This is a genomic window from Ulvibacterium sp., assembly GCF_028285715.1.
In the GTDB taxonomy this organism is placed as follows: Bacteria; Bacteroidota; Bacteroidia; order Flavobacteriales; family Flavobacteriaceae; genus Ulvibacterium.
Genome location: NZ_JANQOO010000035.1, coordinates 454842 through 480339, shown reverse-complemented (window position 1 = coordinate 480339; position 25498 = coordinate 454842). Strand labels below are relative to the sequence as shown.

Below are 25498 nucleotides of genomic sequence, written 5' to 3'. Positions count from 1 at the left end.
TTATCTAGTTTAGAATGCTTTCGAACGTCAGTTCCTTGTGTTTTACTACGTGCAGGGCCTTGGAATAGTCAAGTAAAAACTTTACTGTACTGGCACAGGCCTTTACAATGCGATAGTCTTTTTCGTGTTTAGAGTAGATTTTTTCCATATTAGATGTATTGTTATCATAAATAACGCAACTAAAATGGAAATATTGTTTATGCAGTCTTAAGTCTATTGATTTGTTAAAACAATATTGTGCTTGTCTATAATTTTCCGGAGATTTATCAAGGCATAGCGCATTCTTCCCAACGCTGTATTGATGCTTACTCCCGTGTTTTCCGATATTTCCTTAAAACTCATATCCTTATATATTCGCATAACCAAAACTTCCTTTTGATCATCTGGCAATTCCTCGATAAGGTGCCTTAGATCCGAGGTGATTTGGTCCTGTATAATTTGCTTTTCGGCATTGAGTTTGCTGTCCCCTATTACGGAAAAAATGTTGAAATCATCACTTCCTTCGAACATGGGCATTCTTTTATTCTTCCTAAAGTGATCGATGATAAGGTTATGCGCTATACGCATTACCCAAGGTAGAAATTTGCCCTCCTCACTATAGGTGCCTTTTTTAAGGGTCTTGATTACTTTAATAAAAGTGTCCTGAAAAATATCCTCGGTGATATCCCGGTCCAATACTTTAGAATAAATAAAACTAGTAACCCTCTGGTTGTGGCGGTTAATCAATATCTCCAAAGACTTCTCGTCTCCACTGATGTAGTCTCTTACTAGTACTGAATCCTCTATTTGTACTTCCATGAAAGATTGTTTTTTGGTTAAGATTAGGGGCTTACGAGTAGTAAGCTTTTAGGTTGTTAGAATAGTTTTTGAGTATTGTTCAACTCTTGTTTTTTAATTATGACCTAAAACTAGATAAATCGGTCAGAGCTGAAAAAACTATGTTGTCAAACACTCTCTTTTTGATGTGAAATCGCACTTTTTTAGTTTTGGCCACAATAAAACCAAATATTCACAGTTGCGCTATAGAAACAGACTGGTGCTAACTATATACGTTTTCAAAGGGGACTCTAAATGAATTGGGCGGTTTAGGGAATAACACCAAAAGAAAAACCCCCAAGGCCAAAAATACCTTGGGGGTTTTTCATTGTTGTTTACTTTACTTAGTTCATATTACTTTCGAAAGACATTCCTTTCGCTTTTGTAATTTTTAACGATTTGGAATAATTCAGTAAAAATTCCACCGTTTCTGGTTTGGCTTTGACAAGTTTACACTTGTCGCGGTTTTTTGTGTAAAGTTTTTCCATATTATTTTTCCGTTTGTTTCAATTGAAGAACGAAACGGAAATAAATATAGTCAATACGCTCGACCTATGGCCTATTAATTCGTTAAAACAATGTTATTCTGGTCTATTAGCTTTCTAAGGTTGATAAGCGCATAGCGCATGCGGCCCAAAGCGGTATTAATACTTACCCCCGTATTTTCGGATATTTCCTTAAAACTCATATCCCTATAAATGCGCATCAGCAAAACTTCTTTCTGCTCATTGGGAAGTTCTTCGATAAGTAAGGTTAGATCACTATCTATCTGATCTTTGATAATCTGCCTTTCTATATTGAGCTTTTCATCTCCGATTACTGAGAAAATGTTAAAAGTATCCGCTCCTTCAAACATGGGCAACCTCCTGTTTTTTCTGAAGTGGTCTATGATGAGGTTATGTGATATGCGCATTACCCAAGGTAAAAATTTACCCTCTTCATTGTACGCACCTCTTTTCAAAGTTCTTATCACCTTCATAAAGGTATCCTGAAAAATATCCTCTGTTACTTCCCTATCGTTTACCTTGGAGTATATAAAACTACTGATGCGTTGGTTATAACGTTCAATTAACGTGGCCAGAGACCTTTCGTCTCCGTCTATGTATCTTTTAATGAGTAGGGAGTCTTCAACTTGATGTTCCATAACGACTACTTTTATTAGTTAAAATTAGCGACCTATATGGGGAAAAGGCCTTGTGGGTTTTTGCTCTAATTCTAAAAAAGTAGTGTTGTTACAATAGGCGTTTTAACATTTTGTTGAGTTCAAATATAGAAAAAATTAAGTGACTGAAAAAAAAATGTGCGGCCGCGCATACAATTTTTGATGCAACTTATACAATATTGTGGATTGCAAAATGCATATCTTATCTTTATAGCCCTAAAAATAAATATGGCGACTCTTTTAGATATCAACCCAAAGGAAAACATCATTATCAAAGGTGCCAAGTTGCACAATTTGAAGAATATAGACGTAGTAATCCCCAGAAATAAGTTGGTTGTAATTACAGGCCTTTCAGGTTCGGGAAAATCCAGTTTGGCTTTTGATACGCTATATGCTGAAGGGCAACGCAGATATGTGGAAAGCCTTTCCTCCTATGCGCGTCAGTTTTTAGGGAAATTGGACAAACCAAAAGTAGATTATATAAAGGGAATAGCTCCCGCCATTGCCATAGAACAAAAGGTGAACTCTACCAACCCCAGGTCAACCGTAGGTACTACTACCGAGATTTACGATTATCTAAAATTGCTCTATGCCCGCATCGGCAAGACCATATCCCCAATTTCGGGAAGACAGGTTAAAAAAGATACGGTTACGGATGTAATACAACATGTGAAAAGTTATGACGAAGGAGAAAAGCTATTGTTATTGGCTCCAGTAAAGATTAAACCTGAAAGAGATCCTATAAAATCCCTGCAACTTTTTTCCAAGCAAGGGTACGCCCGTATACAACATAAGGGAGAGGTTTTACGTATAGACAATGCGCCTAGCGATATTGGAAGGGAATTCCATTTGGTAGTGGATCGCATTATCACAAAAGATGATGAGGATTTCTACAATCGATTGGCCAATGCGGTGGATACGGCATTCTTTGAAGGAAAGGGCGAGTGTATCATCCAGGAGCTCCCTTCAGGAAAACAAGTGAAGTTCAGCAATTCCTTTGAATTGGATGGGATGCAGTTTCTGGAGCCTAATGTACACCTGTTCAGTTTTAATAACCCTTATGGAGCCTGTCCAAAATGTGAAGGGTACGGTGATGTTATAGGTATAGATGAGGATTTGGTGGTTCCCAACACTTCTTTGTCCGTTTATGAAAATGCAATCTTCCCTTGGCGTGGAGAGAGTATGGGATGGTATAGAGATCAATTGGTGAATACGGCCTATAAATTCGATTTTCCGATACATAAACCTTGGTTTCAGCTATCCGAAGTACAAAAACAATTGGTCTGGGACGGGAATGAATATTTTACGGGACTGAGCAAATTCTTTGAGCAACTTGAAGAGAAAAGCTATAAAATCCAGAACAGGGTAATGCTTTCGCGTTATCGGGGGAAGACCAAATGCAATAGCTGTAAAGGAAGACGATTGCGCAAGGAGACCGATTATGTAAAGGTGGATGGAAAATCAATCTCGGACCTGGTAGAATTGTCCATAGAAAAATTGGTGGTGTTCTTCAAGGAATTGGAATTGTCGGAACATGATCAAAAAATCGCTTCCCGCTTATTAAAGGAAATCAATACGCGCCTGGGTTTTCTGAAAAAGGTAGGTTTAAGTTACCTTACCCTTAACCGTAAATCAAATACCCTTTCCGGAGGTGAAAGCCAACGTATTAACCTGGCAACCTCGCTCGGGAGTAGTTTAGTAGGGTCCATGTATATTTTGGACGAACCAAGTATTGGCCTACATCCCAAGGACACGGAGAATTTAATCGAAGTACTAAAATCTCTGCGCGATTTGGGCAATACGGTAATCGTGGTAGAACATGATGAGGACATTATGAAGGCTGCGGACGAAGTAATCGACATCGGTCCGGAAGCAGGAACCCATGGCGGTGAAGTGGTTGCCTATGGCCCTCTAAATACAATACTAAAATCACAATCGCTTACCGCAAGCTATCTGAACGGTTCACAGGAAATAGCAATACCCAAGGAACGAAGGACCTCAAAGAACTTTATAGACATTACAGGAGCACGGGAAAATAACCTGAAAAACATTGATGTTTCCTTTCCCTTAAATATGCTCACCGTGGTTACCGGCGTCTCCGGGAGTGGCAAAAGCACCTTGGTTAAAAAACTGCTATACCCCATTGTTCTAAAAAAAGTGGGCGGTTATGGAGAAAAAGCAGGACAGCACACATCGGTTGATGGGAAGTACCAAAACATTAAACATGTAGAATTTGTTGACCAGAATCCCATTGGGCGCTCGTCTCGCTCAAACCCGGTCACCTACATTAAGGCCTACGACGATATACGTTCTCTTTTCGCTGTACAAAGATTGAGCAAGATTCGCGGATATCAGGCCAAGCACTTTTCCTTTAATGTCGATGGGGGTCGCTGCGAAAAATGTAAGGGCGAAGGAGAAATTACAGTAGAAATGCAGTTTATGGCCGACGTGCATTTGGAGTGTGATGCCTGCGGCGGCAAGCGGTTCAAAAAAGAAGTGTTGGAGGTAAAATTTAATGGCGCATCCATTAGCGATGTCCTTGATATGACCATAGACGATGCCATTGCTTTTTTTGAGCATGGAAAACAACAAAAAATTGTTGCCAAATTGAGGCCTTTGCAGGATGTAGGTCTAGGCTATGTAACCTTGGGGCAGTCCTCTTCCACGCTTTCCGGAGGAGAGGCACAACGAATTAAGCTTGCCTCTTTTTTGGTGAAAGGTACCACGAAGGACAAAGCTTTGTTCATTTTTGACGAGCCCACCACGGGCCTCCACTTCCATGATATTAAGAAACTCTTGAAATCTTTTGACGCCCTATTAGATCGTGGTCATTCCATAGTGGTCATCGAACACAATATTGAACTCATAAAATGTGCCGATTATATCATTGACCTTGGGCCCGAGGGTGGGGAAAACGGTGGGAACCTTATGGTCCAGGGAACACCAGAAAAGGTAATACAAAACCAAAAATCCCATACCGCCAGGTATTTACGGGAGAAATTATGACGTAGAGGCCACGGAAGTCTTTTGAATTGTCAAAGTTTACATTTTTAGTAGTACCTCTTCGGAAATGAATTGAACATCTCTCCCCATTGCATCAATGACTATTAACTCACAATTCCCCCTCTTAAAGGCTTAAGAATTCCTTTCATTAGTTCCGATTTCCAGCTCATAAAAAATTGCACTTACAGTGTTGGAAACCCAAACATGAAGTTAATAACTAAGTTTTATGAATTTGTTATGATTTGATTTAAGTAATTCAAAATCAAATAGTTATACTCTTTTGAAATATTTTGGCACGCTGTTTGATTCCTCATAATCGGAATGCAAATAGTTGCTTCCAGAACCTGCCTGTCGGGAGACGGGTTTAAAAATCGCTTATTATGAAACAGTTAGTACTCTTATTTACAGCCCTAGTCTTGGGAACCACGGGTACCCAAGCTGTAAGCACGGAAAATAGCACTGCAATCAGCAGCGCCTATCGATTCAATAACTCCTTCATCTTTGTAGAGGACGGTATTACATTTTCAGTGTATCCCGATGGCGAATTTGATTTTTATATAGACAACCGAGCCAATTTTGGCGCCAATGTCAACATTGGTCGTACCAATTTTACCTTCAACTCGGGATTCGATTATAATCCTTTTGTTCAGTATGATGATTATGGTGCGGTGATACAAGTTGAGAACGTACCCGTCTTTTATGACCACTTTGGGCGCGTGGCACAAATCGGTGGCATTTTTATAAACTACCGAAATGGGTTTGTATCCCGATTAGGCGGCATGAACGTTTTTTACAATAATGGCGTATATGCCTATCATACCGGTTTTATTAATGTATTTAACAGACGCTATATCTTTAGGCCCTTCCACAGGTTTTTTGTGCGGCCTGCATTAGGATTCTGTTTGGTGTACAATAGACCCTATCGAAGGTTTTACAACCCTATCCGATATACTTGGTACAGACCATACCGATACAATACGCGTAGGGCCTTTGCCAGAATTGGAAGGGAACACAGGTTCAACCGGGTCCGTAGGGAACGTGCCCGAATTTATAGAAATGACCGAAGGGTGGCCGTACGCCAGAATACAAGGAGAGCAGAAGCTATTCGTACGGACAGGGGTGTCGCCCGAAGGAACAACAACGTGGCGCGTACCAATCGTACTGTAACCCAAAGAGGTAATGTTTCCAGGAGCAATGCTCGGAGGACCGAAGCCGTTAGGACAGAAAGGAACGTTACTAGGAGGAATAATACCCTAGCACGTACCAATCAAAGAGGTAACATTACCCGTAATGACAGCCGAACGGTACGCAGGGATGCTGCCATACGTTCCAACAATACGCGGGGAACTGCAGTAGATCGATCTCGAAAAATAGAGAACCTTAACATCCGTAAAGCAGATGCACGGCCCGAAAGACAAAAAACGGTTACGCAGCGTTCTACTACGGTACGCAATCCCAAAAGGAGCGCAGTGACCAAAAGAACGGTAACGCGTAGTACCAAAACCTATAAAAGCCCACAAAGGGCAACAACTAATAGGTCGGTACGCAAAGCGGCGCCGACACGAAATAGAAGCAACAACGTTGCTTCGGGTGGGAACTCAAGAAAAACAGTAAGTAAAGCTACTTCCAGAAGTACAAGAAGTAATGGAGCTCGATCACAATCCAGAAGTTCCAGAAGATATTAAAAATAGTTTTTAGGTTGGTTAGTTGTTTAGCTCCGTAGTTGGATTCGTCCGCTACGGGGTTTTTTAATTTGGTCCATTGCAGAATCCCATGGAACCTTATTAAACAAAAAGTAGTGTGCCCCACCCATACCGAAATAAACCGTACTATCCAATATATGATTATAATTTCGGAGGAGTCTTTCCCAGAATTTTGGAAATCAAGTTAAAAACGTCTTCGGATAGTTTGAACCAATAGAGCCCTACCGTATAAATGGCCGTTATCAGTACACCCTTGAGTACAATGTTTATGATGGGATGAAAGGAAAACTGCACATAATAAAAGACCAAGCCCATGAAAAGCAAAAACACCAACACCTTAAGGGTTTCCCGGGTAAAAGGTAGCATATTGAATTTTAATCTTACATAAAAAAGTTTAATAGTGTTGTAGAGACAAATGGCCAAAAAAGTTCCAAATGCAGCTCCTTCGATACCATAGGTCGGGATGAGCCAAAGATTGAATACTATTATCGAAAGGGCAAGTAATACTCCCATAGCCAATAGCGAGCGATAGTATTCGGAGTTGTAAAGAATTGAATTGTTATTTCCCAAAACCGAATCGTAGACTTTGGCCAACCCAACAAAAAAGACAATTATAAAGCCATTTCGGTATTCTTCGGGAAGCAATAGGTACAAGTCGTTCAGGTTAAGTATAATTAGCAAAAACAATAATCCCGAAATGATAAATAACGTTAAAGAGCTTTTTTGATAAAGGCTTTTTAGTCCTGCTCTATCATTTTTTGTTAGCAATTCAGCGGTAATCGGATAGGTAATCTGATGCATAGATCGGGAAGGTACGATTATGGTCGTTGCAATATAGACGGCCACTCCATAATACGCCACATTTTCAATCTGAACAAATTGGTTGATCATAAACTTATCAATTTCCAGAATGATTATGGCCGCAGATCCACCTAATATAATAAGGGTACTGTAGTAAAGGATACTTTTGGTATTTGATGGAAAGTTAAAAGACAGTTTAGGCATCCGCAACCGATAGGCATACACCTTCATAAGAATTGCCCGAAGCATATAAAGTGCCACCAGCGCCTTCAAAAAAACAGGTACTGAAATGAATTCAAAATGGACCATGACTAAAAGCACCATAACGACAATCCGATTGAATACCTCTTTCATAAAATTGCCAAAAACCGATTTCATCTGTACTTTGGCCCAAGCATAGAATATTTCAAAATACGCCATCGCCATTCCAATCAAAAAGATATACCATACGTATTCCCGGACCATAGGATTTTCCCTTGATAAAAAACTACCAATGACATCATAGGCCAAGAAGGAAATGACGGCAAGAGGAAGTATCAGTAATAAGGGTAAAAGCAACATTAGGCTCAGGAAACCATCAGAGTTGCGGCGGTCTGCAAACGTACTGTAAAATTTAACCAGGGTATTGGGTACACCAAAGGCCAATAGAGGCATTAAGATGGCAGAGGTAGAGAGAATTACCGTTACTAGACCGTAGTATTCATCGGTTAAAAACCGGGTGTATAAGAAAAGAGTATTCATGGCAGCAATACCAAAACCTACATAGGTAATTACGGTGTTGCTCAATGACTGTCTTAATACTATACCCATTAGAGATATTCGGCCAGTTGTTTGGTCAAGGCCTTACGGCTGTATTTTTCAATACCTTTTGACGCTAAATTTAGTTCTCCTTTCCTATATAGGGCAAACCATTCTAAAAGTACATTTTTCAGTCGGGAATAATCTTGGTAAAGTAACACTTTGCCCGTATTTGTCCCAGAAATGATCGTGCTTGCATCCCAACCCTCGGGACCAATAGCCAAAATAGGACGCCTAGCCGCCATGTATTCAAATAATTTTCCTGGAATAATCCCTTTGGTCTCTTCGGAATCTATTTCTACCAAAAGTAAAATCTGCGTTTCTCTCTGTCTTTGAAGCGCTTGGTCATGGGGTACATAGCCCCTAAGATGAATATAAGGGGTCAGTTCATGCTCATGAAGGCTATCCAAAACATCCTCACTTACTACGCCTACGAATTCCAATTGCAACTCCTTTCTAAAAATTTCGTCTTCCCTCGCCATTTCCGATACTACCTTCCATAGATTCTCGGGGTTCCGACCCGTAAGCAAAGATCCAATATGGGAAATGGTAAATTTCCCATCCAAATTGGCACCTCCCGAATAGCTGGAATCAAAACCATTGGTTATCAACTCTATGGGCTTCTTTGTTTTGGCTTTAAACTCCTTCCGCGTAGTATCACTTGTGGTCAACAACAAATCGGCTGTATTAAGCACCGAACGTTCCAAAGCCCTATGCTTTCGTTGGGAAGATACTGTAAGTCTGAGCTTTTTATGATACCCAATGGAGGTCCAAGGATCTCTAAAATCGGTAATCCATTTCACCTGGTGCTTCCGCTTTAACCGCTGCCCGATTAAATGAACACTATGCGGAGGGCCTGTTGTTATGACCGACTTTATGTCTTCCTTTTCCAGTAATTGAGATAGGTAAAGCACCGAGGGTTTCACCCAATATTTCCTGGCATCCGGAATAAAAAAATTACCCCGGACCCATAACATAGCTTTTTCCAGAGCGGATTGATTTTTGGTTCTAATAATGCCCGAACTGATACGTTTGGTTTTTTTTGAGGAAAGGATTTCCGCAAAACGATAAGGTTCAAAAATAGGTTTTCTATGCACAATAACCCCTTCGGGAACTTCATCCAATAAGGAATTGTCCTTAATAGGATAGTGTGGGTTCTCGGGTGCAAAGACAATAGGGTCTATTCCAAAATCGGGTAGGTATTTTACAAATTTCAACCATCGTTGTACTCCAGGCCCACCAGCTGGCGGCCAATAGTAGGTGATGATAAGCACCTTTTTCATTGGGTGGTTATATTTTCCTTCTTTCGGGAGCTCCAAAAGGTAAATCCTAGTCCACCTAGAATTACCAATCCCAGGAGGATAGAACTTGCTAGGGTAATTTGACTTCCCACAGCAACTATTTCCGGTTCAAACTTGAACTCAATGGTATGCTCCCCTTCCGGAAGCATCAGCGCCCTTAAAACATAGTTAACCCTAAAATGCTTTTTGCGTTTTCCATCTACATAGGCATTCCAACCCCAGGGATAATACATTTCCGAAAAAACAGCGGCCCCTGACCTGGAGTTTTTGGATTTATAGGTTAAATGATTGGGCTCGTAATCCGTCAAAGTAATGGAAGCAGTTGAATCTACAATAAAATTAAAGCGGTTAACATTGGGGAATTTGGCAGAGTTGACAACAGCCCTTCTTTTTGTATCCAAGCTGTCCAAAGCTAGAATTTCAGCATTGGAATGCTCTACGGGCAACAATTTTTCAACAAACCATGCGTTGCCATGGGCATCAGGATTCAATACCGGGTAACTCCTACCCTCTTCATCTTGTTGAACAACATATTTAATGTTCAACATATTAAGAATCCCTATGTTTCCCTGAGCTATATGAAAGTAGAACAAATCCTCCATACCAGCAGGTTTGGCCGCATGATAACCGGATATGGTTTTATGAAAATAAGAGGTACGCGCACCCTCAAAACCCTGGGTTTGGTCAAATACCCGGAAATAGGTCGTATCCTTAAGAATTTCCATATCTGCCGGAGTTTCCTGAAATGGCCGCGTCATGCGCCTTTTGGCAACAAAATTTTCTGCGTTAACATATCTGAGGTTTACACCGACTAAATCGGATACCAAGAATAGCCCAAGTAGAATAACCATAATGTTTTGCTTGACTTTTTCTTTCAGAAATAGCCAAATGGTCAAAGCAGCCAAAAACACATAGATAAGGGAGCGCAAAAGGTCACTGGTGTATACAGCTTTTCTGTCGGACTGGATAAGATCTAACATTTCTTCCCCATAATATCGTTTTAAGGTGTCATCATGATAACCAGAAAAATCAAACATTCCCTTTACCAGAAACAACAGGATACCAAACCCGAAAACAATAAAAAATGAAGTCCTTAAGGCTTTTATCTTATCAGCCTTTGAAATTGTATCCTTAAAAATTGCCTGTAGGGCCAAAATTGCCAAAATCGGGGCACAGAGTTCCAAAATTACTTGAATGGAAGATACCGCCCGAAATTTGTCATAAAGCGGAAAATAGTCGATCATAAAATCGGTCAAAAAACTAAGGTTCTTTCCCCAAGAAAGGAATAAAGACAGTAAGGTAGCTCCCAAAAGCCACCATTTTGACTTTCCTTTAACCAAAATGAGACCTAGAACGAAAAGAAAAAAGACAATGGCCCCAATATAGGCAGGGCCTGAGGTACCTGGTTGATTGCCCCAATATAACGCTATTCCACTGGAGAAGGCAAGGGCCTGGCCACGTGGAATTCCCTGATCTATCAGAAAACCATAGGTCTTGGAATCTTCTCCTAGATTTTCTTGGGATGAGCCTCCGAAAAGGCGGGGTACAAATAAATTCATGGATTCCGAAATTCCATAACTCCAACGGGTAATATATTCCTTATCCAAGCCATCTAGATTCTCCTTAGGATTGCCTTGATAGTCCACGGTCAATTCAGATTTTCCGCGGGTGCTCCAATCGGCGTATTCCTTGGTAGCCATTAGACTGGTTGCATTGGCCGCAATACCTAAGACTACTGCCATGACCAAAATTCCGACGGAAACAAAAAAGTGTTTTACCTGCTTCTTTTTTATGGCATAAACAAGATATACGAGGCCCAATATCAGAATCAACAACATACCGTAGTATGTCATTTGATAATGGTTTGCCACAACCTCCAAGGCCATGGCAATAGCAGTAAGCACAAAGCCCCAAAGGTACTTTTTTCGAAAGGTCAATACGATTCCTCCCAAAAGTATAGGTAAGTATCCCATGGCATGGGCCTTGGCATTATGCCCCACTCCGAGAATAATGATTAAATAGGTAGAGAAACCAAAGGCCAAAGCTCCCAAAATAGCAAGACGATACTCTACTTTTAAACAAGATAGCAGTATATAAAATCCTATAAAGTATAGAAAAAGATAATCCGCCGGACGCGGCAAAAAGCGAATTAATCTATCCAGTTTCTTTACGTAATCGTGTGGATAGTACGCACCCAATTGATAGGTGGGCATCCCCCCAAAGGCACTGTTGGTCCAATAGGGCTCCTCCCCTGTTCGTTTTCTGAAATCATTCTGTTCCTTGGCCATACCCGTAAACTGAATGATATCCGATTGTTCTATGACCTTTCCTTGTAGAACCGGATGAAAATACGTCAAGGCAACTACAACAAAAAAAACGGTGACAAAAAAATGGGTAAAAAGAGCTTTAAGCGAGTTCTTCATTGGTCAATGCGAAAGTTGATCAAGGCAAGATAATCAATCAATTTCCTCAAAGTCAATATATTCCCCTACTTTTTTGGAGGAGTTGAATTTTTTGGAAGGTTTCTTGTCAATGATAACATCCCCAATAGATTCATCTTGCTGCCCGTTCTGTCTTGCAAACTCGTCAAACCTTTCCTTAAAATGGGCTTCTGTTTTCTTAGCGGCATAGCTAAAAAGCCTTGGAGCAAACATTCTGAAGAGCATCTTTACAAGATAGTAAATCAGCAGAAGTATTAAGATTGCTTTTAAAAACCCCATATTATTTTAATTGCGTTATATCAAAAGTACAATTCTAACGTTGTATTATCAGGGCAAAAGTGCTAAAATAATGATAAAACCATTAAACGATATGCCCATTTAGACCATTAATCAGCAGTTCAAAGATGAAGCAACTCGTTTATTTGATTGTATTTAGCTTTTCAATTTCTTCATTTTCGCAGTATACCGATGTCATAAACTCCAACAGGCCGGGACTTTCCGTAAGCGCCTATGCCGTAGGAAAAAATGTGGTTCAAGCTGAGATGGGTGTCTTTTTCGAACAACGGGACCATACCCTACTGAATACCCAATCCAATATCTGGGGAACCGACATTGCCTTACGATATGGACTTTTGTTCGAAGAATTGGAACTGCATTGGGAAGGTACCTTTCAAAACCAGAACATTACATTCGTAAACTTTGGAATCGAAGAATCACGCACCAATTTTGGCATGAATCGTTTAGGCCTCAAATTTTTGATCTATGATCGTTATAAGGCTCCGGAACGTAACAAGCCCAATTTGTACAGCTGGCGCGCCAACAATCTATTTCAGTTAAAAAATCTTATTCCCTCGGTTTCGGTTTATGCCGGTGCCAATTTTGTCCTAGGGGACAATCCATTCTTCGTGGGAGACCCCACAGTATCACCCCGTGTTATGGTAGCAACACAAAGCAGGCTTACCCCAAGGTTTGTATTGATTTCCAATATCGCCTACGATCGGATAGGTACCGACTTTCCGGAGTGGAGTTATTTGGTTTCGCTATCCCATGCTTTTAGAAACCCGAAATGGAGTGTTTTTGTAGAGAATCAAGGTATCGATAGCGACCGATATTCCGATATTCTTTTACGAAGTGGTGTGGCCCATTTGTTCAGCGAAAATTTACAGGCGGATATCAATCTTGGGGCCAGCTTTAAAAACAACCCTTCCCGAATATTTGTGACCATGGGAGCATCCTACCGGTTCGATTTTCATAAGGATACCTTTAAACCGATTGACGAACAAAAAGCTGGAGAAAATGGAGGTCCAATTCAAAAGAACTCCATGAAGAAAAAGGAACGTGAGGAAAGGAAGAAACTAAAAAGGCAGAAAAATGGACTCGGCGCAGAGGACGTTGATCTCGGACCTTCCAAAAAGCAACTGCGGAAATTAAGAAAGGAACAGAAAAGGAAAAAACAGGGATAGGGGTATTCTATGGTTTTATCCTTTTGGAAGTAGTTCTAATCCATCATTGACAATTTACAGGGCAAGGATTTTATTCCCTAGTTAAATATCCCTAATATTGACCCTACAAAAACAACCGTATGGTCACCCTCAAAGAGGTCTTATCCAAATCCGACCTTAAGAACTTTGTAAAGTTTCCCTTTTCCTTGTACAGGAATTCCCCCTATTGGGTGCCGCCTATCATCAAAGAAGAATTGGAAACTTTTGACAAGACCAAAAATCCCGCATTTGAAACTTCCGAGAGTTGGCTTTTTTTAGCTTATAAAAATGAGGAAATCGTAGGACGTGTGGCCGCCATTATTAACTGGATGGAGGTCAACGAAAAAAAAATCAAGAAAATCCGTTTCGGTTGGTTTGACTTTATCGATGATATAGAAGTTTCAGAGGCGCTGTTGAACAAAGTGAAGGAGATAGGCGCTGAAAAGGCATTGGAGCATATGGAAGGGCCTATGGGTTTTTCTAATTTGGACAAGGTTGGGGTGTTGACCGAAGGGTTTGACCATATTGGATCTATGGTCACATGGTACAATTATCCTTACTATAAAGAGCATTATGAAAATTTGGGGTTTGTTAAGGAGAAGGAATATATGGAAAACAAATTTCCCATCAGCAACGCAAATCCTGAAATTTTCACCAAATTGAACGAACTGGTAAAGCGTAGATATGGTCTTAAGGAAGTTAATTTCTCAAAAACAAAGGATATTCTTCCCATGATAGATCGGATGTTCGATCTGTTCAACGACACATATGCCAAGCTCTCTTCCTTTATACCAGTCACGGAGATTCAAAAATCTTATTTTAAAAAGAAATACATCGGTTTTGTGGATCCCGAGTACATTAAATTCATTGTGGACAAAAATAACAACCTCATCGCCTTTGCCATTGTTATGCCCATATTTTCGAAAGCGTTGCAAAAGGCTAAGGGTAAGTTAATACCTTTTGGAATATTTCATCTTTTAAACGCCAAAAGGAACAGTAAGGATGTATTGTTTTACCTGATAGGCATACATCCCGAATATCAAAATAAAGGGGTTACGGCCATTATTTTCAATGAATACTACAAAACCTTTATGGAAAAGGACATCGAGATGTGCTATCGCACCCCGGAGCTGGAGGAAAATATAGCCATTCGCCAAATGTGGAAACACTTTAACCCGACTATCTACAAGCGCAGAAGAACCTATCGCAAGAATTTATAATACAATCTTGAAGACAAACCCCCTTAACTATAATAAAGGTTTGGCAAGACCTACTGAAAAATCAAGTTTATTCCCCCATTGCTGCCGCCACGGCGGCGGATAATTTCTTATACACACCTTTCTGAAGTCGTTCCCGAATGGCGGAAAAAGCATCAAGGGTTTCCTCAATGTCCTCCATAGTGTGGGTAGCTGTCGGAATCATTCTTAATAAAATCAATCCTTTAGGTATTACAGGGTAAACCACTATAGAACAGAATATTCGATGATTTTCTCGAAGGTCTTTTACCAATGCCATCGCCTCAGGAATACTTCCGTTTAAATAAACCGGTGTTACACAGGTATTGGTGTTACCTATATCAAAACCCCTGTTCTTAAGTCCGTTTTGCAATGCATTTACATTTTCCCACAACTTGGCCTTAAGTTTAGGTTGGGTCCGTAACATTTCTAACCGCTTAAGAGCCCCCTTCACATAAATCATAGGTAGGGACTTGGCGAACATTTGGGACCGCAAATTGTATTTGAGATAGTCTATAATTTCCTTATCTGCCGCCAAAAACGCACCAATACCCGCCATAGACTTGGCAAAAGTGGCAAAATATACGTCAATATCGTCCTGAACCCCCTGCTCTTCCCCTGCACCTGCACCGGTAGCTCCCAAAGTTCCAAAGCCATGGGCATCATCCACCAACAACCTGAATTTAAATTTTTGCTTCAGGGCAACTATTTCCTTTAATTTACCTTGTTCTCCCCGCATACCAAAAACACCCTCGGAAATAACGAGAATGCCTCCTCCGGTCTGTTCGGCCATCTTGGTCGCCCTCTCCAAATTCTTTTCTAGGCTATCAACATCATTATGTTTAAACGTAAATCGTTTCCCCATATGCAGACGCACCCCATCAATGATACAGGCGTGTGAATCCACGTCATATACTATAATATCGTCTTTGGAGACCAAAGCATCGATCGCGGACATAATACCTTGGTAGCCAAAATTCAATAAATACGCAGATTCTTTATCTACAAAATCGGCCAGCTCCCGCTCCAACTGTTCATGGTAATCCGTGTGGCCGCTCATCATGCGAGCCCCCATTGGGTAGGCCGCACCATGTTCCATGGCCGCCTCACCATCAATCTTTTTAATCTCAGGTAAGTTCGCCAGACCTAGGTAATCATTAATACTCCAAGTAATGACTTCCTTTCCTTGAAACTTCATTCGGTTGGAGATAGGGCCTTCCAATTTAGGGAATACAAAATAGCCTTCAGCCTGTGAGGCCCATTTTCCCAGAGGGCCCTTATTTTCGATTATTCTATCAAATAAGTCTCTCATGTAGCTTGGGTTGATTTTAACTGCAAAAATATGGATTTTTACCTTGGATTCATAAATTTTTGACCTGTAAACAAAAAAGCAATACCGTATGGGCATTGCCTTTTAATTACCATTATTAGAACAATACGATTATTTTATAAATTGGATTTCCTGTGTTTCCTCAACCGTATTGCTATCAAAGAAGCCTTGATCTTCCATCCACTTATCCGAATATATCTTACTCATATAGCGTGATCCGTGATCTGGGAAAATCATCACTACATTACTGTTCTTATCAAAGATATCCTTTGTACTCAATTGTTTTATGGCCTGCATTACGGCGCCACTGGTATAACCTACGAACAGGCCTTCAGTCCTGGAAATCTCCCGTGCGGTATGTGCACTTTGTTCATCGGTAACCTTAATGAACTCATCAATGGCTTCAAAATCGGTAGCCGCGGGAATGAGGTTCTTTCCCAAACCTTCAATTCTATAGGGATAGATTTCCTTGGAATCAAATTCGCCCGTTTCATGATATTTTTTTAATACCGAACCATAGGCATCCACTCCTATAATTCGGATAGCGGGATTCTGTTCCTTTAAAAACCGGGCTGCGCCTGAAATTGTTCCCCCTGTACCACTACAGGCGACCAAGTGCGTTATTTTGCCATTAGTCTGTTTCCAAATTTCTGGTCCGGTAGTATTGTAATGGGCATCTATATTCAGTTCATTGAAATATTGATTTATATAGATGGAACCCTTGGTCTCCTCGTGTAATCTTTTGGCCACCTGGTAGTAAGATCTTGGATCATCCGCACTTACATGTGCCGGACAAACATAAACCTTGGCACCCATGGCCCGAAGCATATCGATCTTATCCTTTGAGGATTTGGAGGTTACCGCAAGAATACATTCATATCCTTTGATAATGCTTACCATAGCCAAACTAAAACCTGTATTTCCCGAAGTGGTTTCGATTATAGTGCTACCCTCGGAAAGAATTCCTCTTTTCTCCGCTTCCTCTATGATATAGGCAGCCACGCGATCTTTTGAAGAATGGCCAGGATTGAAAGCTTCGACCTTGGCATAGAAATTTCCCTTGAGATTGGAGGTTATTCTATCTAATTTTATAAGTGGGGTATTTCCTATGAGTTCCAGGACATTGTTGCAAGCATTAATCTCATGTTCCATAAAGGCGGTATAAATTTTTGAATCAAATGAACCATTGAAAAGTCCCTAAAATTCTTGGGCAAAATTACATTTTTTTTTGAATTATTAAATTTTCCCTTCCAAATCCAATAGAAAGGCATATTCCTTAGCGGTTTCCTTCAATGCCTCAAAGCGGCCCGAAGCCCCTCCGTGACCTGCTTCCATATTAATATTGAACAACAAAAGATTATCGTCCGTCTTGAGTTCACGAAGCTTCGCTACCCATTTGGCGGGTTCAAAGTATTGTACCTGAGAATCATGAAGTCCTGTTGTCACCAACATATTGGGATATGCCATTGCCTTAACATTATCATAGGGGGAATAGGATTTCATATAGTCGTAGTACTCCTTTTCATTCGGATTACCCCATTCATCGTACTCTCCGGTGGTAAGGGGTATGGAATCATCGAACATAGTGGTGATTACATCCACAAAAGGGACTTGCGCAATAATGCCATTATAGAGTTCCGGGGCCATATTGGCCACTGCCCCCATAAGTAGTCCTCCTGCCGATCCGCCCATTGCATACAAATGGTCGGGCGATGTATATCCCTTCTCAACCAAATAGCGGGAACAATCTATAAAATCCGTGAAGGTGTTCTTCTTCTTTAAGAGTTTGCCATCCTCGTACCAAGGCCGGCCCAAATACTCCCCTCCACGGATATGGGCCAGCGCAAATACAAAGCCACGATCTAATAAGCTTAAACGCACTGTTGAAAAATTGGGGTCCAGGGTAACGCCATAGGAACCGTAGGCATATTGCAAAATGGGAGTGTTCCGGCTTAATGGAGTGTCCTTATGGTACACAATGGACATTGGGATCCTTGCGCCGTCCTTGGCATCGGCCCATATTCGTTTTTCCAAATAATTCTCCTTCTTGAATAGGCCTCCAAGGACCTCCTGCTCCTTTTTGACTTCCTTTCCCTTGGTCTTCATGTCAAAATCAATTACTGAACTTGGAGTGGTCATGGAGTTATACCCATATCGCAAAGTATCCGTATCGAATTCTGGATTTCTACTAACGTAGGCCGTGTAGGTTTCACTATCAAAAGGAAGATAATACATATCCGAATTGTCCCATCGCGTAATTTTGATCCGATTTAGTCCATTTTCACGCTCAGAAAGCACATAGTAATCCTGGAATATCTCAATATCCTCCAAAAGGACGTCCTCCCTATGTGGAATGAACTCTTCCCATTTTTCTGAAGACGTGTCTTTTTCACTGGCCTTCATCAATTTAAAGTTAGTTGCCCTATCCTTATTGGTCAACACGTAAAAGGCATCTTCGTAATGGACTATTGAGTATTCCAATCCTCTTTCCCGTGGAGAAAAAATCTTGAATTCACCATCCGGTTCGTCGGCCCTGAGCGTTCTAAATTCCGAGGTTAACGTGCTATAGGATCCAATTACTATATATTTTTTGGATTTTGTCTTATATACATAGGTGCCAAAGGTCTCGTCCTGCTCACGAAAAACCTCTATATCCATAGAGGACGCCGTTCCTAATTTATGCTTCAGAATGCTATCGGCCCGCAAGGTAACGGTATCTTTCTTTACATAGAAAAGCGTTTGGTTATCATCTGCCCAAACGGATCCACCAGTGGTATTATCAATCTTATCACCGTATATTTCCCCGGTCTCCAAATTTTTGATTCTTAGGGTGTACTGTCTTCTAGAAACCGTATCCACCCCAAAGGCCGCCATTTTATTGTCCGGGCTAATGCTGATTCCTCCTATGTTGAAATAGTCCAGACCCTCGGCCATTTCATTGCCATTGAACATAATCTCTTCCTGGGCGTCCAAGGAACCTTTAAATCTACTATAAATAGGGTATTCCTTTCCTGTCTCATAGCGGGTGACGTACCAATAACCATTGCGCTTGTATGGCACCGAAGAATCATCTTCCTTAATCCGTGACTTCATTTCCTTGAACAACTTTTCTTGAAAATCCGCAGTATGTTGCGTTAATCCGGAATAGTACGCGTTTTCTTGTTCTAAATGGGCTATTACCTCCTTATTGTCCCTTTCGTTGAGCCAATAATAATCATCTACCCTAACTTCACCATGTGCCACCAATTCCTTAGGTATTTTTTTGGCTACTGGAGCTGTTATGTCCGTCATATTTTTATTTTGCTGTGTACAGGAAAAGGCAAAAGTAATATATCCCAAAAAAACTATTGAGCGTTCCGCTTTGCTAAACATGTAAATACAGTTATTTCGCACAATTTAGTAATTTTGAAGCTAACTAATTCTAATTACATTGATATGTTCGGAGATATGATGGGCATGATGGGAAAACTCAAGGAAACCCAAAGAAAAGTGGAGGAAACCAAAAAACGCCTGGATACGGTAACACTGGATGAAAAGACTTCGGATGGGTTGCTAGCCGTTACCATCACGGCTAACCGCAAAATTAAAGAGATTCGGGTTGATAGTACGCTATTGATGGACAGGGAAAAGTTGGAAGATTATCTTGTTACAACGTTGAATAAGGCTATTGAAAGCGCAACACAAGTCAATGAAACCGAACTGGCCGCCGTGGCTAAGGAAGGTATGCCCAATATTCCAGGAATGGATCGCTTCTTCAAATGACCTGATTCCGGCCAAATGCGAAACTGATAGAGAAACCTTGCTTTTTTTAAGTGATTCTTTTGTGGTCTTTCAAATACAAAAGATGTAACTTTAGGAAAAGCTAGAGAATGATTGCAATTGAGAAAAACAATGGCAAGGGATACCGATTCATAGTAAAGTCAGAAAGCGGGCAGACTCTTTTGAGCAGTGTCCCATTTTCAAATAGATCAGAGGTCCGGAAGTCCTTGAAAACACTTGGGAACGCCAGAAACAAGCCCATTGGTTTTGAAAGAAAAACGGACCATGAGGGCAAGTTTCTCTTTAACTTAAAGGACAATGCGGGAAGTCTTATCGGACATAGTTCGCTTTATACTTCCGAGGCCGGAATGGAAAACGGCATAAAAAATTTGAAAAATAGAATACACAAATTGTCCGATTTGGGCGAACTATAGCACTTCCAAAGTGGATAGGAAAACATTATGCATCTCGTCAGTATAATTCAGATGGGTTACAATCCTCAATTTTCCTTGGCCCATACCGATAATATACACATTTCTATCCTCCAATTTTCGAACAAACATTTCTGAGGACATTACCTCTTCATTGATTTCAAAAATGACGATATTGGTCTCTATGGGCTCAACTTTTTTAATATAGGGCAATCCTTGCAGGACTTCTCCGATTTCCCTGGCCTTGTCATGATCTTCCACTAGTCTTTGGAGATGATGATCTAGGGCGTAGCTACCGGCTGCCGCCAAATATCCGGCTTGTCGCATTCCTCCACCCAATATTTTGCGAATCCTAAGGGCCCTATCGATTTTTTCTTCGCTCCCGACAAGGACCGAGCCGACCGGGCAGCCCAAACCTTTGCTGAAGCATATGCTAATTGTATCAAAAAGGCCACCGTAATCTTCTGGGAGCTCTTCTTTTGCAACCAACGCATTCCATAGTCGTGCACCATCCAAGTGGTATCCTAAATTGTATTTCTCACACACTTTTTTTATTCGCTGTAATTCCCGGAAATCCCAACAGGCACCTCCTCCTTTATTAGTGGTATTTTCAATACAGACCAGGGAGGTAAATGGACTGTGATAGAAATCGGGAGGATTTACGGCTGCCTCTACTTGTGCAGCAGTCATCATTCCACGCATACCATCCACAAGCTTGCATGAGACCCCGCTATTGAAACTTGCTCCTCCCCCTTCATAGTTGTAGACATGGGCATATTTATCACAAATGAGTTGATCCCCAGGATTGGTATGCAGCTTTATGGCGGTTTGGTTGGTCATTGAGCCTGATGGGAAAAATAGGGCCGCCTCCTTGCCAAAAAGATTCGCTACTTTGGCTTCCAGGGCATTAACCGATGGGTCTTCCTTAAAGACATCGTCTCCGACCTCCGCGGTCATCATGGCTTCTAACATCCCAGGCGTGGGTTTAGTTACCGTATCACTGATAAGGTTTATTCTCAAAAGGATGTGCTTTTACAAAATTTTTGGTAAAACTCTCGTTCGAATATAAAACTTGTTTTCCAACTTTTTAGTGAAAACAGTCCATTCCTATAGGAGAGCCATCTGGTATTTTAGGAGCCGGATCCATTTTGAATTTGTCCGGGTGCTCATAGAAATTACGAATACGGCGTAACATTTCCAACGCATCGATCTGTTCCAGGGCCTTGCCAAAATTGGTCTCGTTTATACTTTTGATCTTATCATTGGCCAAAGCATTTACACCGGGGTGTACATTTTTGCTGGCGGCCAAATTCATCAAGTGATCCAGTACCTTAAAATTGATACTGTTTTGTACCTCGAACAAATAGGGATCTTTATGGACTCTTCCCAAGGTATTTACGATTACCATGTCCAATACCCTTTCAAGACCCAAGCTTTTCGGATCCAGCGCTTTTTGTTGTATCAAACGGGATGCCCGTTCCGGATGCAACAAAAAACCCAATGTCATATCGGCGGCGGTTTCGGCAGCGGATAACGGATCAAAAGAAATTCCGGTCTTTCCTTTAAGGGATTCCCTGGTTCGTGGATAGCCGAAAGCCCTCGGGGGAAACAAAGACAATTTTTCCTTGGGAACGGCGATTACGGATGCATTTAAGGTTTTTAACAAGACCACCAGGGCCTGTTGCTGTATAGCTGAATTTACCGTTTCAACTGCGGTTTGCCCATCGCCCTTTACCGCATAATTGTATTCCATTCCACCTACTACTTTGGCTACAGCTTCAGTTTGATAGCGATGAAAGAAATACAACGGAACAAATACGTCTTCCAAAACGGTATTTGGTTCGCCGGCACGGATATTATCCAGTGAAAAGTTGGAAATCGCCGTCTTCCTCACTTCAAGTACCCTATCCAATTCCTCGCTTACATTGGTTCCATTATCCCACAAATGCGCCAAGATATGGGAGCTCCCCGGCGGCCTCGCATCCTGGTCGGTAATGTAATGCAGGCCATCTTGGTTCGCTTTCTTCAAAATTTGGCCGAGTCCTTTTTTTTCATCGGTACCTTCCGGAAAATCCGTATAGGAGTAAGCAACCGTTACCTTGTCCCATTCCCCGATTCCCGTGGCGTAAGCATTCGAAAAATCAATTTCCTTTTTTTTGACCGAAAATTGGGGGTGAGGGTAATCCATTACTGAAGCCCTATCGTTGGTGCTAGCGGCAAAATTATGGGCAAACCCCAGCGTATGGCCAATTTCGTGTGCGGAAAGTTGTCGAATCCGGGCAAAGGCCAATTCCAACATAGGCTCATAGTTATCATCCCTTTCGGCAAAGGGTTTGTTCATCAAAGCCTGTGCTATTAAGAAATCCTGGCGGATACGCAAGCTGCCCAAACTTACGTGTCCTTTCATAATCTCCCCGGTACGCGGGTCTGTAATGCTACTTCCATAGCTCCACCCCCTAGTGGAACGATGTATCCATTGAATCACATTATAACGTACATCCAGAGGGTCTGCACCGTCAGGTAATATTTTCAATTGAAAGGCATCTTTATATCCAATGGCCTCAAATGCCTCGTTCCACCACATTCCACCTTCCAACAAGGCGGAACGGACCGGTTCCGGAGTACCATTGTCCAAATAATATATTATGGGCTCAACGGCCTCACTAACTTTTAAGGAAGGGTCTTTTTTACGTAACCGATGTCGGGTAATGAAACGTTTTAAGATAGGTTCCTGGATTGGAGTGGCATAATCGTAATAGGAAAAAGGATAGGAACCACAACGGGGATCAAATTCCCGTTTTTGATATCCATCATCCGGCAATTCAATAAAGGAATGGTGTTGGGCTACGGTAACCAGAGAGGGATTCGGAGTAACTGACCTGATCCAATCGCCTTCGGAATCTCCTTCAAAAGTCAACATAACATCAAACTCCACATTTTTTGGAAAGGCCTTGGTACGGTCCAAATCCACCGCGCTTCTAGACTTATCCAACTTATAGGCTCCTTGTTCACTTTTTTTTAATCGTTGCGAAACTCCATGTGCATCGCGCATCAAAAAATCGGTAAGGTCAATAATGTAACCGCCATCGATTTCTTTTTCAATTTCAGCACCATAAAGCACCGATTTTGCAAAGGCTTGTCCAACGGATTGCCTTTCCTGGGTATTATCCGTAAGAGCTCGAAACTTAAGGTTGGGCTGTATCAAAAAAAGCTTGTTCCCGGTCTTTTTAAAATAAGCCACCTGTTCATTGCCCAGTTGTCCGCGGTCCAGTCCAATATCATTGCTACCAATGCCACTACTAAGGGAGTACACGTAGAGGAATTCCTTTTCCAAAGCATCAACCTCCAAATACACTTTTCCATGGGTTTCGTCATAGTAAAAGTCAAAGAACCCATCGAATTTTTTATAGTTTGTGTTCGTTTCGTCAAATTGGGCAATTAGGGGATGAACAAAACATATTGAAATACAAATAAAGAAAAGATACTTCATAGGATTGGGGTACTGCGTTGGACATCTAAAAATATGGAAAAAACCTCAAATTCGGATGCTCCTTTGTCATTCTAGCCTAAAAATAAAAATGACAGAAATCGCGCTTTATTTTTAAGCGTATATCTAAAAAACAATACTATTATTAGGGATTTCACATGGTAAGATCCGTCGAAAACCGCTATATTAAGGGAAAAGAAAACAGCATGGACAACCTCGAAAACCAGATTTTCGCATCGTACCAAAGAAACCCTGATCTGTTCGATGAAATATTCGATGAAAATGGTGTTGTTAAGGATGTCTACAAAACCTTGTTCAATCTATATGGAGGACATTCCATTCAAGATTACGTCCGTTTGAACGAGAAGGCCAAATCTTCATTCTTTAACCAGGGGATTACATTTCAAGTATATGGAGAAAAGGATGCCAAAGAGAAGATTTTTCCTTTTGACCTTTTTCCACGCATTATAGATACAGCGGAGTGGGACATTATAGAAAGAGGGTCTATACAACGAAGCAGGGCACTCAATCTATTTCTATGGGATATTTATCATGATAAAAAAATACTTAAGCAAGGTATCGTGCCATTGGAACTTGTGAGCTCATCCGATAACTATCTTCATCAAATGATGAACGTAAATCCGCCAGGCGGAATTTACAACCATATTTCCGGTACGGATGTCATAAAACATACCGATGGCAACTATTATGTATTGGAGGATAACATCAGATGTCCGTCCGGGGTGAGTTATGTTATCTGCAATAGAACTGCGCTTAAAAGAGCCCTTTTTGGTGTTTTTAATCACTATCAGACCCATACGGTCACCAACTATGCCGAAAATCTCTTGGATCTTCTGGAAACGGTAAAGCCTAAGGGCATCGACATCCCAAATACAGTGGTTATTACGCCTGGCATGTACAATTCCGCTTTCTATGAACATTCCTATTTGGCCAAGACTATGGGCGTAGAGCTCGTAGAAGGTCGCGATCTTTTCGTGGAAAACGATTTTGTCTACATGAAGACCATTCAAGGTCCGGAACGGGTAGACGTAATTTATCGTCGCATAGATGACCTATTTATTGATCCGTTGGAATTTCGTCCAGATTCGGCCCTAGGGGTCCCCGGTTTGTTCGCGGCCTACAAGAAAGGAAACGTAACGTTGGCCAACGCTCCCGGTACAGGTGTTGCCGATGACAAAGCGGTATATACATATATGCCCGAAATCATAAAGTATTACCTGGATGAGGAGCCTATTATTAAAAATGTGCACACGTACCACTGTAGTCGACCCGATGAACTAAAATATGTTCTGGAACATATTTCCGAGCTGGTGATAAAACCTGTTGATGAAGCTGGTGGCTACGGTATATCCATAGGGAACAGATTATCAAAGGAAGAAGTTGAGGAGGTAAAAAAACAAGTGGCCCAAAACCCAAGAAAATATGTGGCCCAACCTATTATGTCCCTTTCGGTACATCCTACCTATATTGATGAAAACGAATCATTTGAACAAAGACATATCGATTTAAGGACCTTTACCGTATTGGGCAAGGATCGGGAGTTTGTGCTTAAGGGAGGGCTCACCAGAGTGGCCCTCAAAAAAGGGAACTTAATCGTCAACTCCTCACAAGGTGGCGGTTCCAAGGATACTTGGGTCCTAAAAGATTGAGGGGCGGATTCTATGCGATTGGGATTTAAAAAGTAGAGCTATGAATTCATTCTATTAAGATCAAGGTAGGGTTATAGCAC

At 41.2% G+C, this 25498-nt stretch carries 19 protein-coding genes; 7 read left to right on the top strand and 12 right to left on the bottom strand.

Annotation, left to right across the window (positions count from 1 at the left end; genetic code table 11):
* Nucleotides 1-4: 4 nt before the first annotated feature.
* The 3 genes from Q0993_RS20040 to Q0993_RS20030 all read right to left on the bottom strand — a co-directional run bounded on the left by Q0993_RS20040 (nucleotide 5) and on the right by Q0993_RS20030 (nucleotide 1960).
* On the bottom strand, nucleotides 5-148 hold the full coding sequence (locus Q0993_RS20040; protein WP_299536659.1) for a hypothetical protein: 144 nt from the start codon (nucleotides 146-148) through the stop codon (nucleotides 5-7).
* Nucleotides 149-213: 65 nt separating this feature from the next.
* Nucleotides 214-798 (bottom strand): sigma-70 family RNA polymerase sigma factor, encoded by a 585-nt coding sequence (locus Q0993_RS20035; RefSeq protein WP_299536657.1) that lies wholly within the window; start codon nucleotides 796-798, stop codon nucleotides 214-216.
* A 580-nt stretch (nucleotides 799-1378) separates the two neighbouring features.
* The gene (locus Q0993_RS20030; protein WP_299536655.1) at nucleotides 1379-1960 is read right to left on the bottom strand and encodes a sigma-70 family RNA polymerase sigma factor; all 582 of its coding nucleotides are present in this window, start codon (nucleotides 1958-1960) and stop codon (nucleotides 1379-1381) included.
* 246 nt (nucleotides 1961-2206) lie between these two features.
* Between Q0993_RS20030 and uvrA the strand changes: the two genes are divergently transcribed.
* Nucleotides 2207-4984, top strand: coding sequence for an excinuclease ABC subunit UvrA (uvrA, locus tag Q0993_RS20025; protein WP_299536653.1), 2778 nt, complete (start codon nucleotides 2207-2209; stop codon nucleotides 4982-4984).
* Nucleotides 4985-5361: 377 nt separating this feature from the next.
* On the top strand, nucleotides 5362-6666 hold the full coding sequence (locus Q0993_RS20020; protein WP_299536650.1) for a hypothetical protein: 1305 nt from the start codon (nucleotides 5362-5364) through the stop codon (nucleotides 6664-6666).
* Between the two features lie 159 nt (nucleotides 6667-6825).
* Here Q0993_RS20020 and Q0993_RS20015 read toward each other — a convergent pair whose 3' ends face one another.
* The 4 genes from Q0993_RS20015 to Q0993_RS20000 are packed head-to-tail and all read right to left on the bottom strand — an operon-like array spanning nucleotide 6826 to nucleotide 12304.
* Nucleotides 6826-8295 carry an oligosaccharide flippase family protein gene (locus Q0993_RS20015; RefSeq protein WP_299536647.1) on the bottom strand — a complete coding sequence of 490 codons (1470 nt, stop codon included), beginning with the start codon at nucleotides 8293-8295 and terminating at the stop codon, nucleotides 6826-6828.
* Nucleotides 8295-9566 carry a glycosyltransferase family 4 protein gene (locus tag Q0993_RS20010; protein WP_299536644.1) on the bottom strand — a complete coding sequence of 424 codons (1272 nt, stop codon included), beginning with the start codon at nucleotides 9564-9566 and terminating at the stop codon, nucleotides 8295-8297. Before Q0993_RS20010 ends, Q0993_RS20015 begins: the two co-directional genes overlap by 1 nt.
* Nucleotides 9563-12007 carry a YfhO family protein gene (locus Q0993_RS20005; RefSeq protein WP_299536643.1) on the bottom strand — a complete coding sequence of 815 codons (2445 nt, stop codon included), beginning with the start codon at nucleotides 12005-12007 and terminating at the stop codon, nucleotides 9563-9565. The genes Q0993_RS20010 and Q0993_RS20005 overlap by 4 nt, the downstream gene beginning before the upstream one ends.
* A gap of 33 nt (nucleotides 12008-12040) precedes the next feature.
* Nucleotides 12041-12304 (bottom strand): DUF4834 family protein, encoded by a 264-nt coding sequence (locus Q0993_RS20000; RefSeq protein ID WP_299536642.1) that lies wholly within the window; start codon nucleotides 12302-12304, stop codon nucleotides 12041-12043.
* 125 nt (nucleotides 12305-12429) lie between these two features.
* Between Q0993_RS20000 and Q0993_RS19995 the strand changes: the two genes are divergently transcribed.
* A complete protein-coding gene (locus tag Q0993_RS19995; protein WP_299536640.1) occupies nucleotides 12430-13488 on the top strand; it encodes a transporter in 1059 nt (352 codons plus the stop codon).
* 119 nt (nucleotides 13489-13607) lie between these two features.
* A complete protein-coding gene (locus Q0993_RS19990) occupies nucleotides 13608-14726 on the top strand; it encodes a GTP cyclohydrolase (RefSeq protein WP_299536639.1) in 1119 nt (372 codons plus the stop codon).
* 67 nt (nucleotides 14727-14793) lie between these two features.
* On the opposite strand, the gene Q0993_RS19985 is transcribed toward Q0993_RS19990, so the two are convergent.
* The 3 genes from Q0993_RS19985 to Q0993_RS19975 form a co-directional block, all read right to left on the bottom strand.
* Entirely contained in the window at nucleotides 14794-16053 is a 1260-nt protein-coding gene (locus Q0993_RS19985; protein ID WP_299536636.1) for an aminotransferase class I/II-fold pyridoxal phosphate-dependent enzyme, read from the bottom strand.
* A gap of 129 nt (nucleotides 16054-16182) precedes the next feature.
* Nucleotides 16183-17223 (bottom strand): PLP-dependent cysteine synthase family protein, encoded by a 1041-nt coding sequence (locus tag Q0993_RS19980; protein ID WP_299536634.1) that lies wholly within the window; start codon nucleotides 17221-17223, stop codon nucleotides 16183-16185.
* 84 nt (nucleotides 17224-17307) lie between these two features.
* A complete protein-coding gene (locus tag Q0993_RS19975; protein ID WP_299536632.1) occupies nucleotides 17308-19362 on the bottom strand; it encodes a S9 family peptidase in 2055 nt (684 codons plus the stop codon).
* A 144-nt stretch (nucleotides 19363-19506) separates the two neighbouring features.
* Here Q0993_RS19975 and Q0993_RS19970 point away from each other — a divergent pair, with 144 nt between their 5' ends.
* Together Q0993_RS19970 and Q0993_RS19965 are read left to right on the top strand one after the other, a co-directional pair.
* A complete protein-coding gene (locus tag Q0993_RS19970; RefSeq protein ID WP_299536630.1) occupies nucleotides 19507-19833 on the top strand; it encodes a YbaB/EbfC family nucleoid-associated protein in 327 nt (108 codons plus the stop codon).
* 107 nt (nucleotides 19834-19940) lie between these two features.
* Nucleotides 19941-20264 (top strand): YegP family protein, encoded by a 324-nt coding sequence (locus tag Q0993_RS19965; protein ID WP_299536628.1) that lies wholly within the window; start codon nucleotides 19941-19943, stop codon nucleotides 20262-20264.
* On the opposite strand, the gene Q0993_RS19960 is transcribed toward Q0993_RS19965, so the two are convergent.
* The gene (locus Q0993_RS19960) at nucleotides 20259-21281 is read right to left on the bottom strand and encodes a low specificity L-threonine aldolase (RefSeq protein WP_299536626.1); all 1023 of its coding nucleotides are present in this window, start codon (nucleotides 21279-21281) and stop codon (nucleotides 20259-20261) included. The two genes, Q0993_RS19965 and Q0993_RS19960, sit on opposite strands and share 6 nt — an antisense overlap.
* A gap of 67 nt (nucleotides 21282-21348) precedes the next feature.
* Complete coding sequence (locus Q0993_RS19955) at nucleotides 21349-23751, bottom strand: zinc-dependent metalloprotease (RefSeq protein WP_299536623.1); 2403 nt, start codon at nucleotides 23749-23751, stop codon at nucleotides 21349-21351.
* A 203-nt stretch (nucleotides 23752-23954) separates the two neighbouring features.
* Here Q0993_RS19955 and Q0993_RS19950 point away from each other — a divergent pair, with 203 nt between their 5' ends.
* Nucleotides 23955-25418 (top strand): circularly permuted type 2 ATP-grasp protein, encoded by a 1464-nt coding sequence (locus Q0993_RS19950; protein ID WP_299536620.1) that lies wholly within the window; start codon nucleotides 23955-23957, stop codon nucleotides 25416-25418.
* Nucleotides 25419-25498 lie beyond the last annotated feature (80 nt).

Coding starts and splice junctions, on each gene's coding strand:
- Q0993_RS20040 (WP_299536659.1), bottom strand. CDS start 148: ATGGAAAAAATCTACTCTAAACACGAAAAAGACTATCGCATTGTAAAG.
- Q0993_RS20010 (WP_299536644.1), bottom strand. CDS start 9,566: ATGAAAAAGGTGCTTATCATCACCTACTATTGGCCGCCAGCTGGTGGG.
- Q0993_RS19975 (WP_299536632.1), bottom strand. CDS start 19,362: ATGACGGACATAACAGCTCCAGTAGCCAAAAAAATACCTAAGGAATTG.
- Q0993_RS19995 (WP_299536640.1), top strand. CDS start 12,430: ATGAAGCAACTCGTTTATTTGATTGTATTTAGCTTTTCAATTTCTTCA.
- Q0993_RS20035 (WP_299536657.1), bottom strand. CDS start 798: ATGGAAGTACAAATAGAGGATTCAGTACTAGTAAGAGACTACATCAGT.
- Q0993_RS19955 (WP_299536623.1), bottom strand. CDS start 23,751: ATGAAGTATCTTTTCTTTATTTGTATTTCAATATGTTTTGTTCATCCC.
- Q0993_RS19980 (WP_299536634.1), bottom strand. CDS start 17,223: ATGGAACATGAGATTAATGCTTGCAACAATGTCCTGGAACTCATAGGA.
- Q0993_RS20015 (WP_299536647.1), bottom strand. CDS start 8,295: ATGGGTATAGTATTAAGACAGTCATTGAGCAACACCGTAATTACCTAT.
- Q0993_RS19950 (WP_299536620.1), top strand. CDS start 23,955: ATGGACAACCTCGAAAACCAGATTTTCGCATCGTACCAAAGAAACCCT.
- Q0993_RS20030 (WP_299536655.1), bottom strand. CDS start 1,960: ATGGAACATCAAGTTGAAGACTCCCTACTCATTAAAAGATACATAGAC.
- uvrA (WP_299536653.1), top strand. CDS start 2,207: ATGGCGACTCTTTTAGATATCAACCCAAAGGAAAACATCATTATCAAA.
- Q0993_RS20005 (WP_299536643.1), bottom strand. CDS start 12,007: ATGAAGAACTCGCTTAAAGCTCTTTTTACCCATTTTTTTGTCACCGTT.
- Q0993_RS20000 (WP_299536642.1), bottom strand. CDS start 12,304: ATGGGGTTTTTAAAAGCAATCTTAATACTTCTGCTGATTTACTATCTT.
- Q0993_RS19965 (WP_299536628.1), top strand. CDS start 19,941: ATGATTGCAATTGAGAAAAACAATGGCAAGGGATACCGATTCATAGTA.
- Q0993_RS19985 (WP_299536636.1), bottom strand. CDS start 16,053: ATGAGAGACTTATTTGATAGAATAATCGAAAATAAGGGCCCTCTGGGA.
- Q0993_RS19970 (WP_299536630.1), top strand. CDS start 19,507: ATGTTCGGAGATATGATGGGCATGATGGGAAAACTCAAGGAAACCCAA.
- Q0993_RS20020 (WP_299536650.1), top strand. CDS start 5,362: ATGAAACAGTTAGTACTCTTATTTACAGCCCTAGTCTTGGGAACCACG.
- Q0993_RS19990 (WP_299536639.1), top strand. CDS start 13,608: ATGGTCACCCTCAAAGAGGTCTTATCCAAATCCGACCTTAAGAACTTT.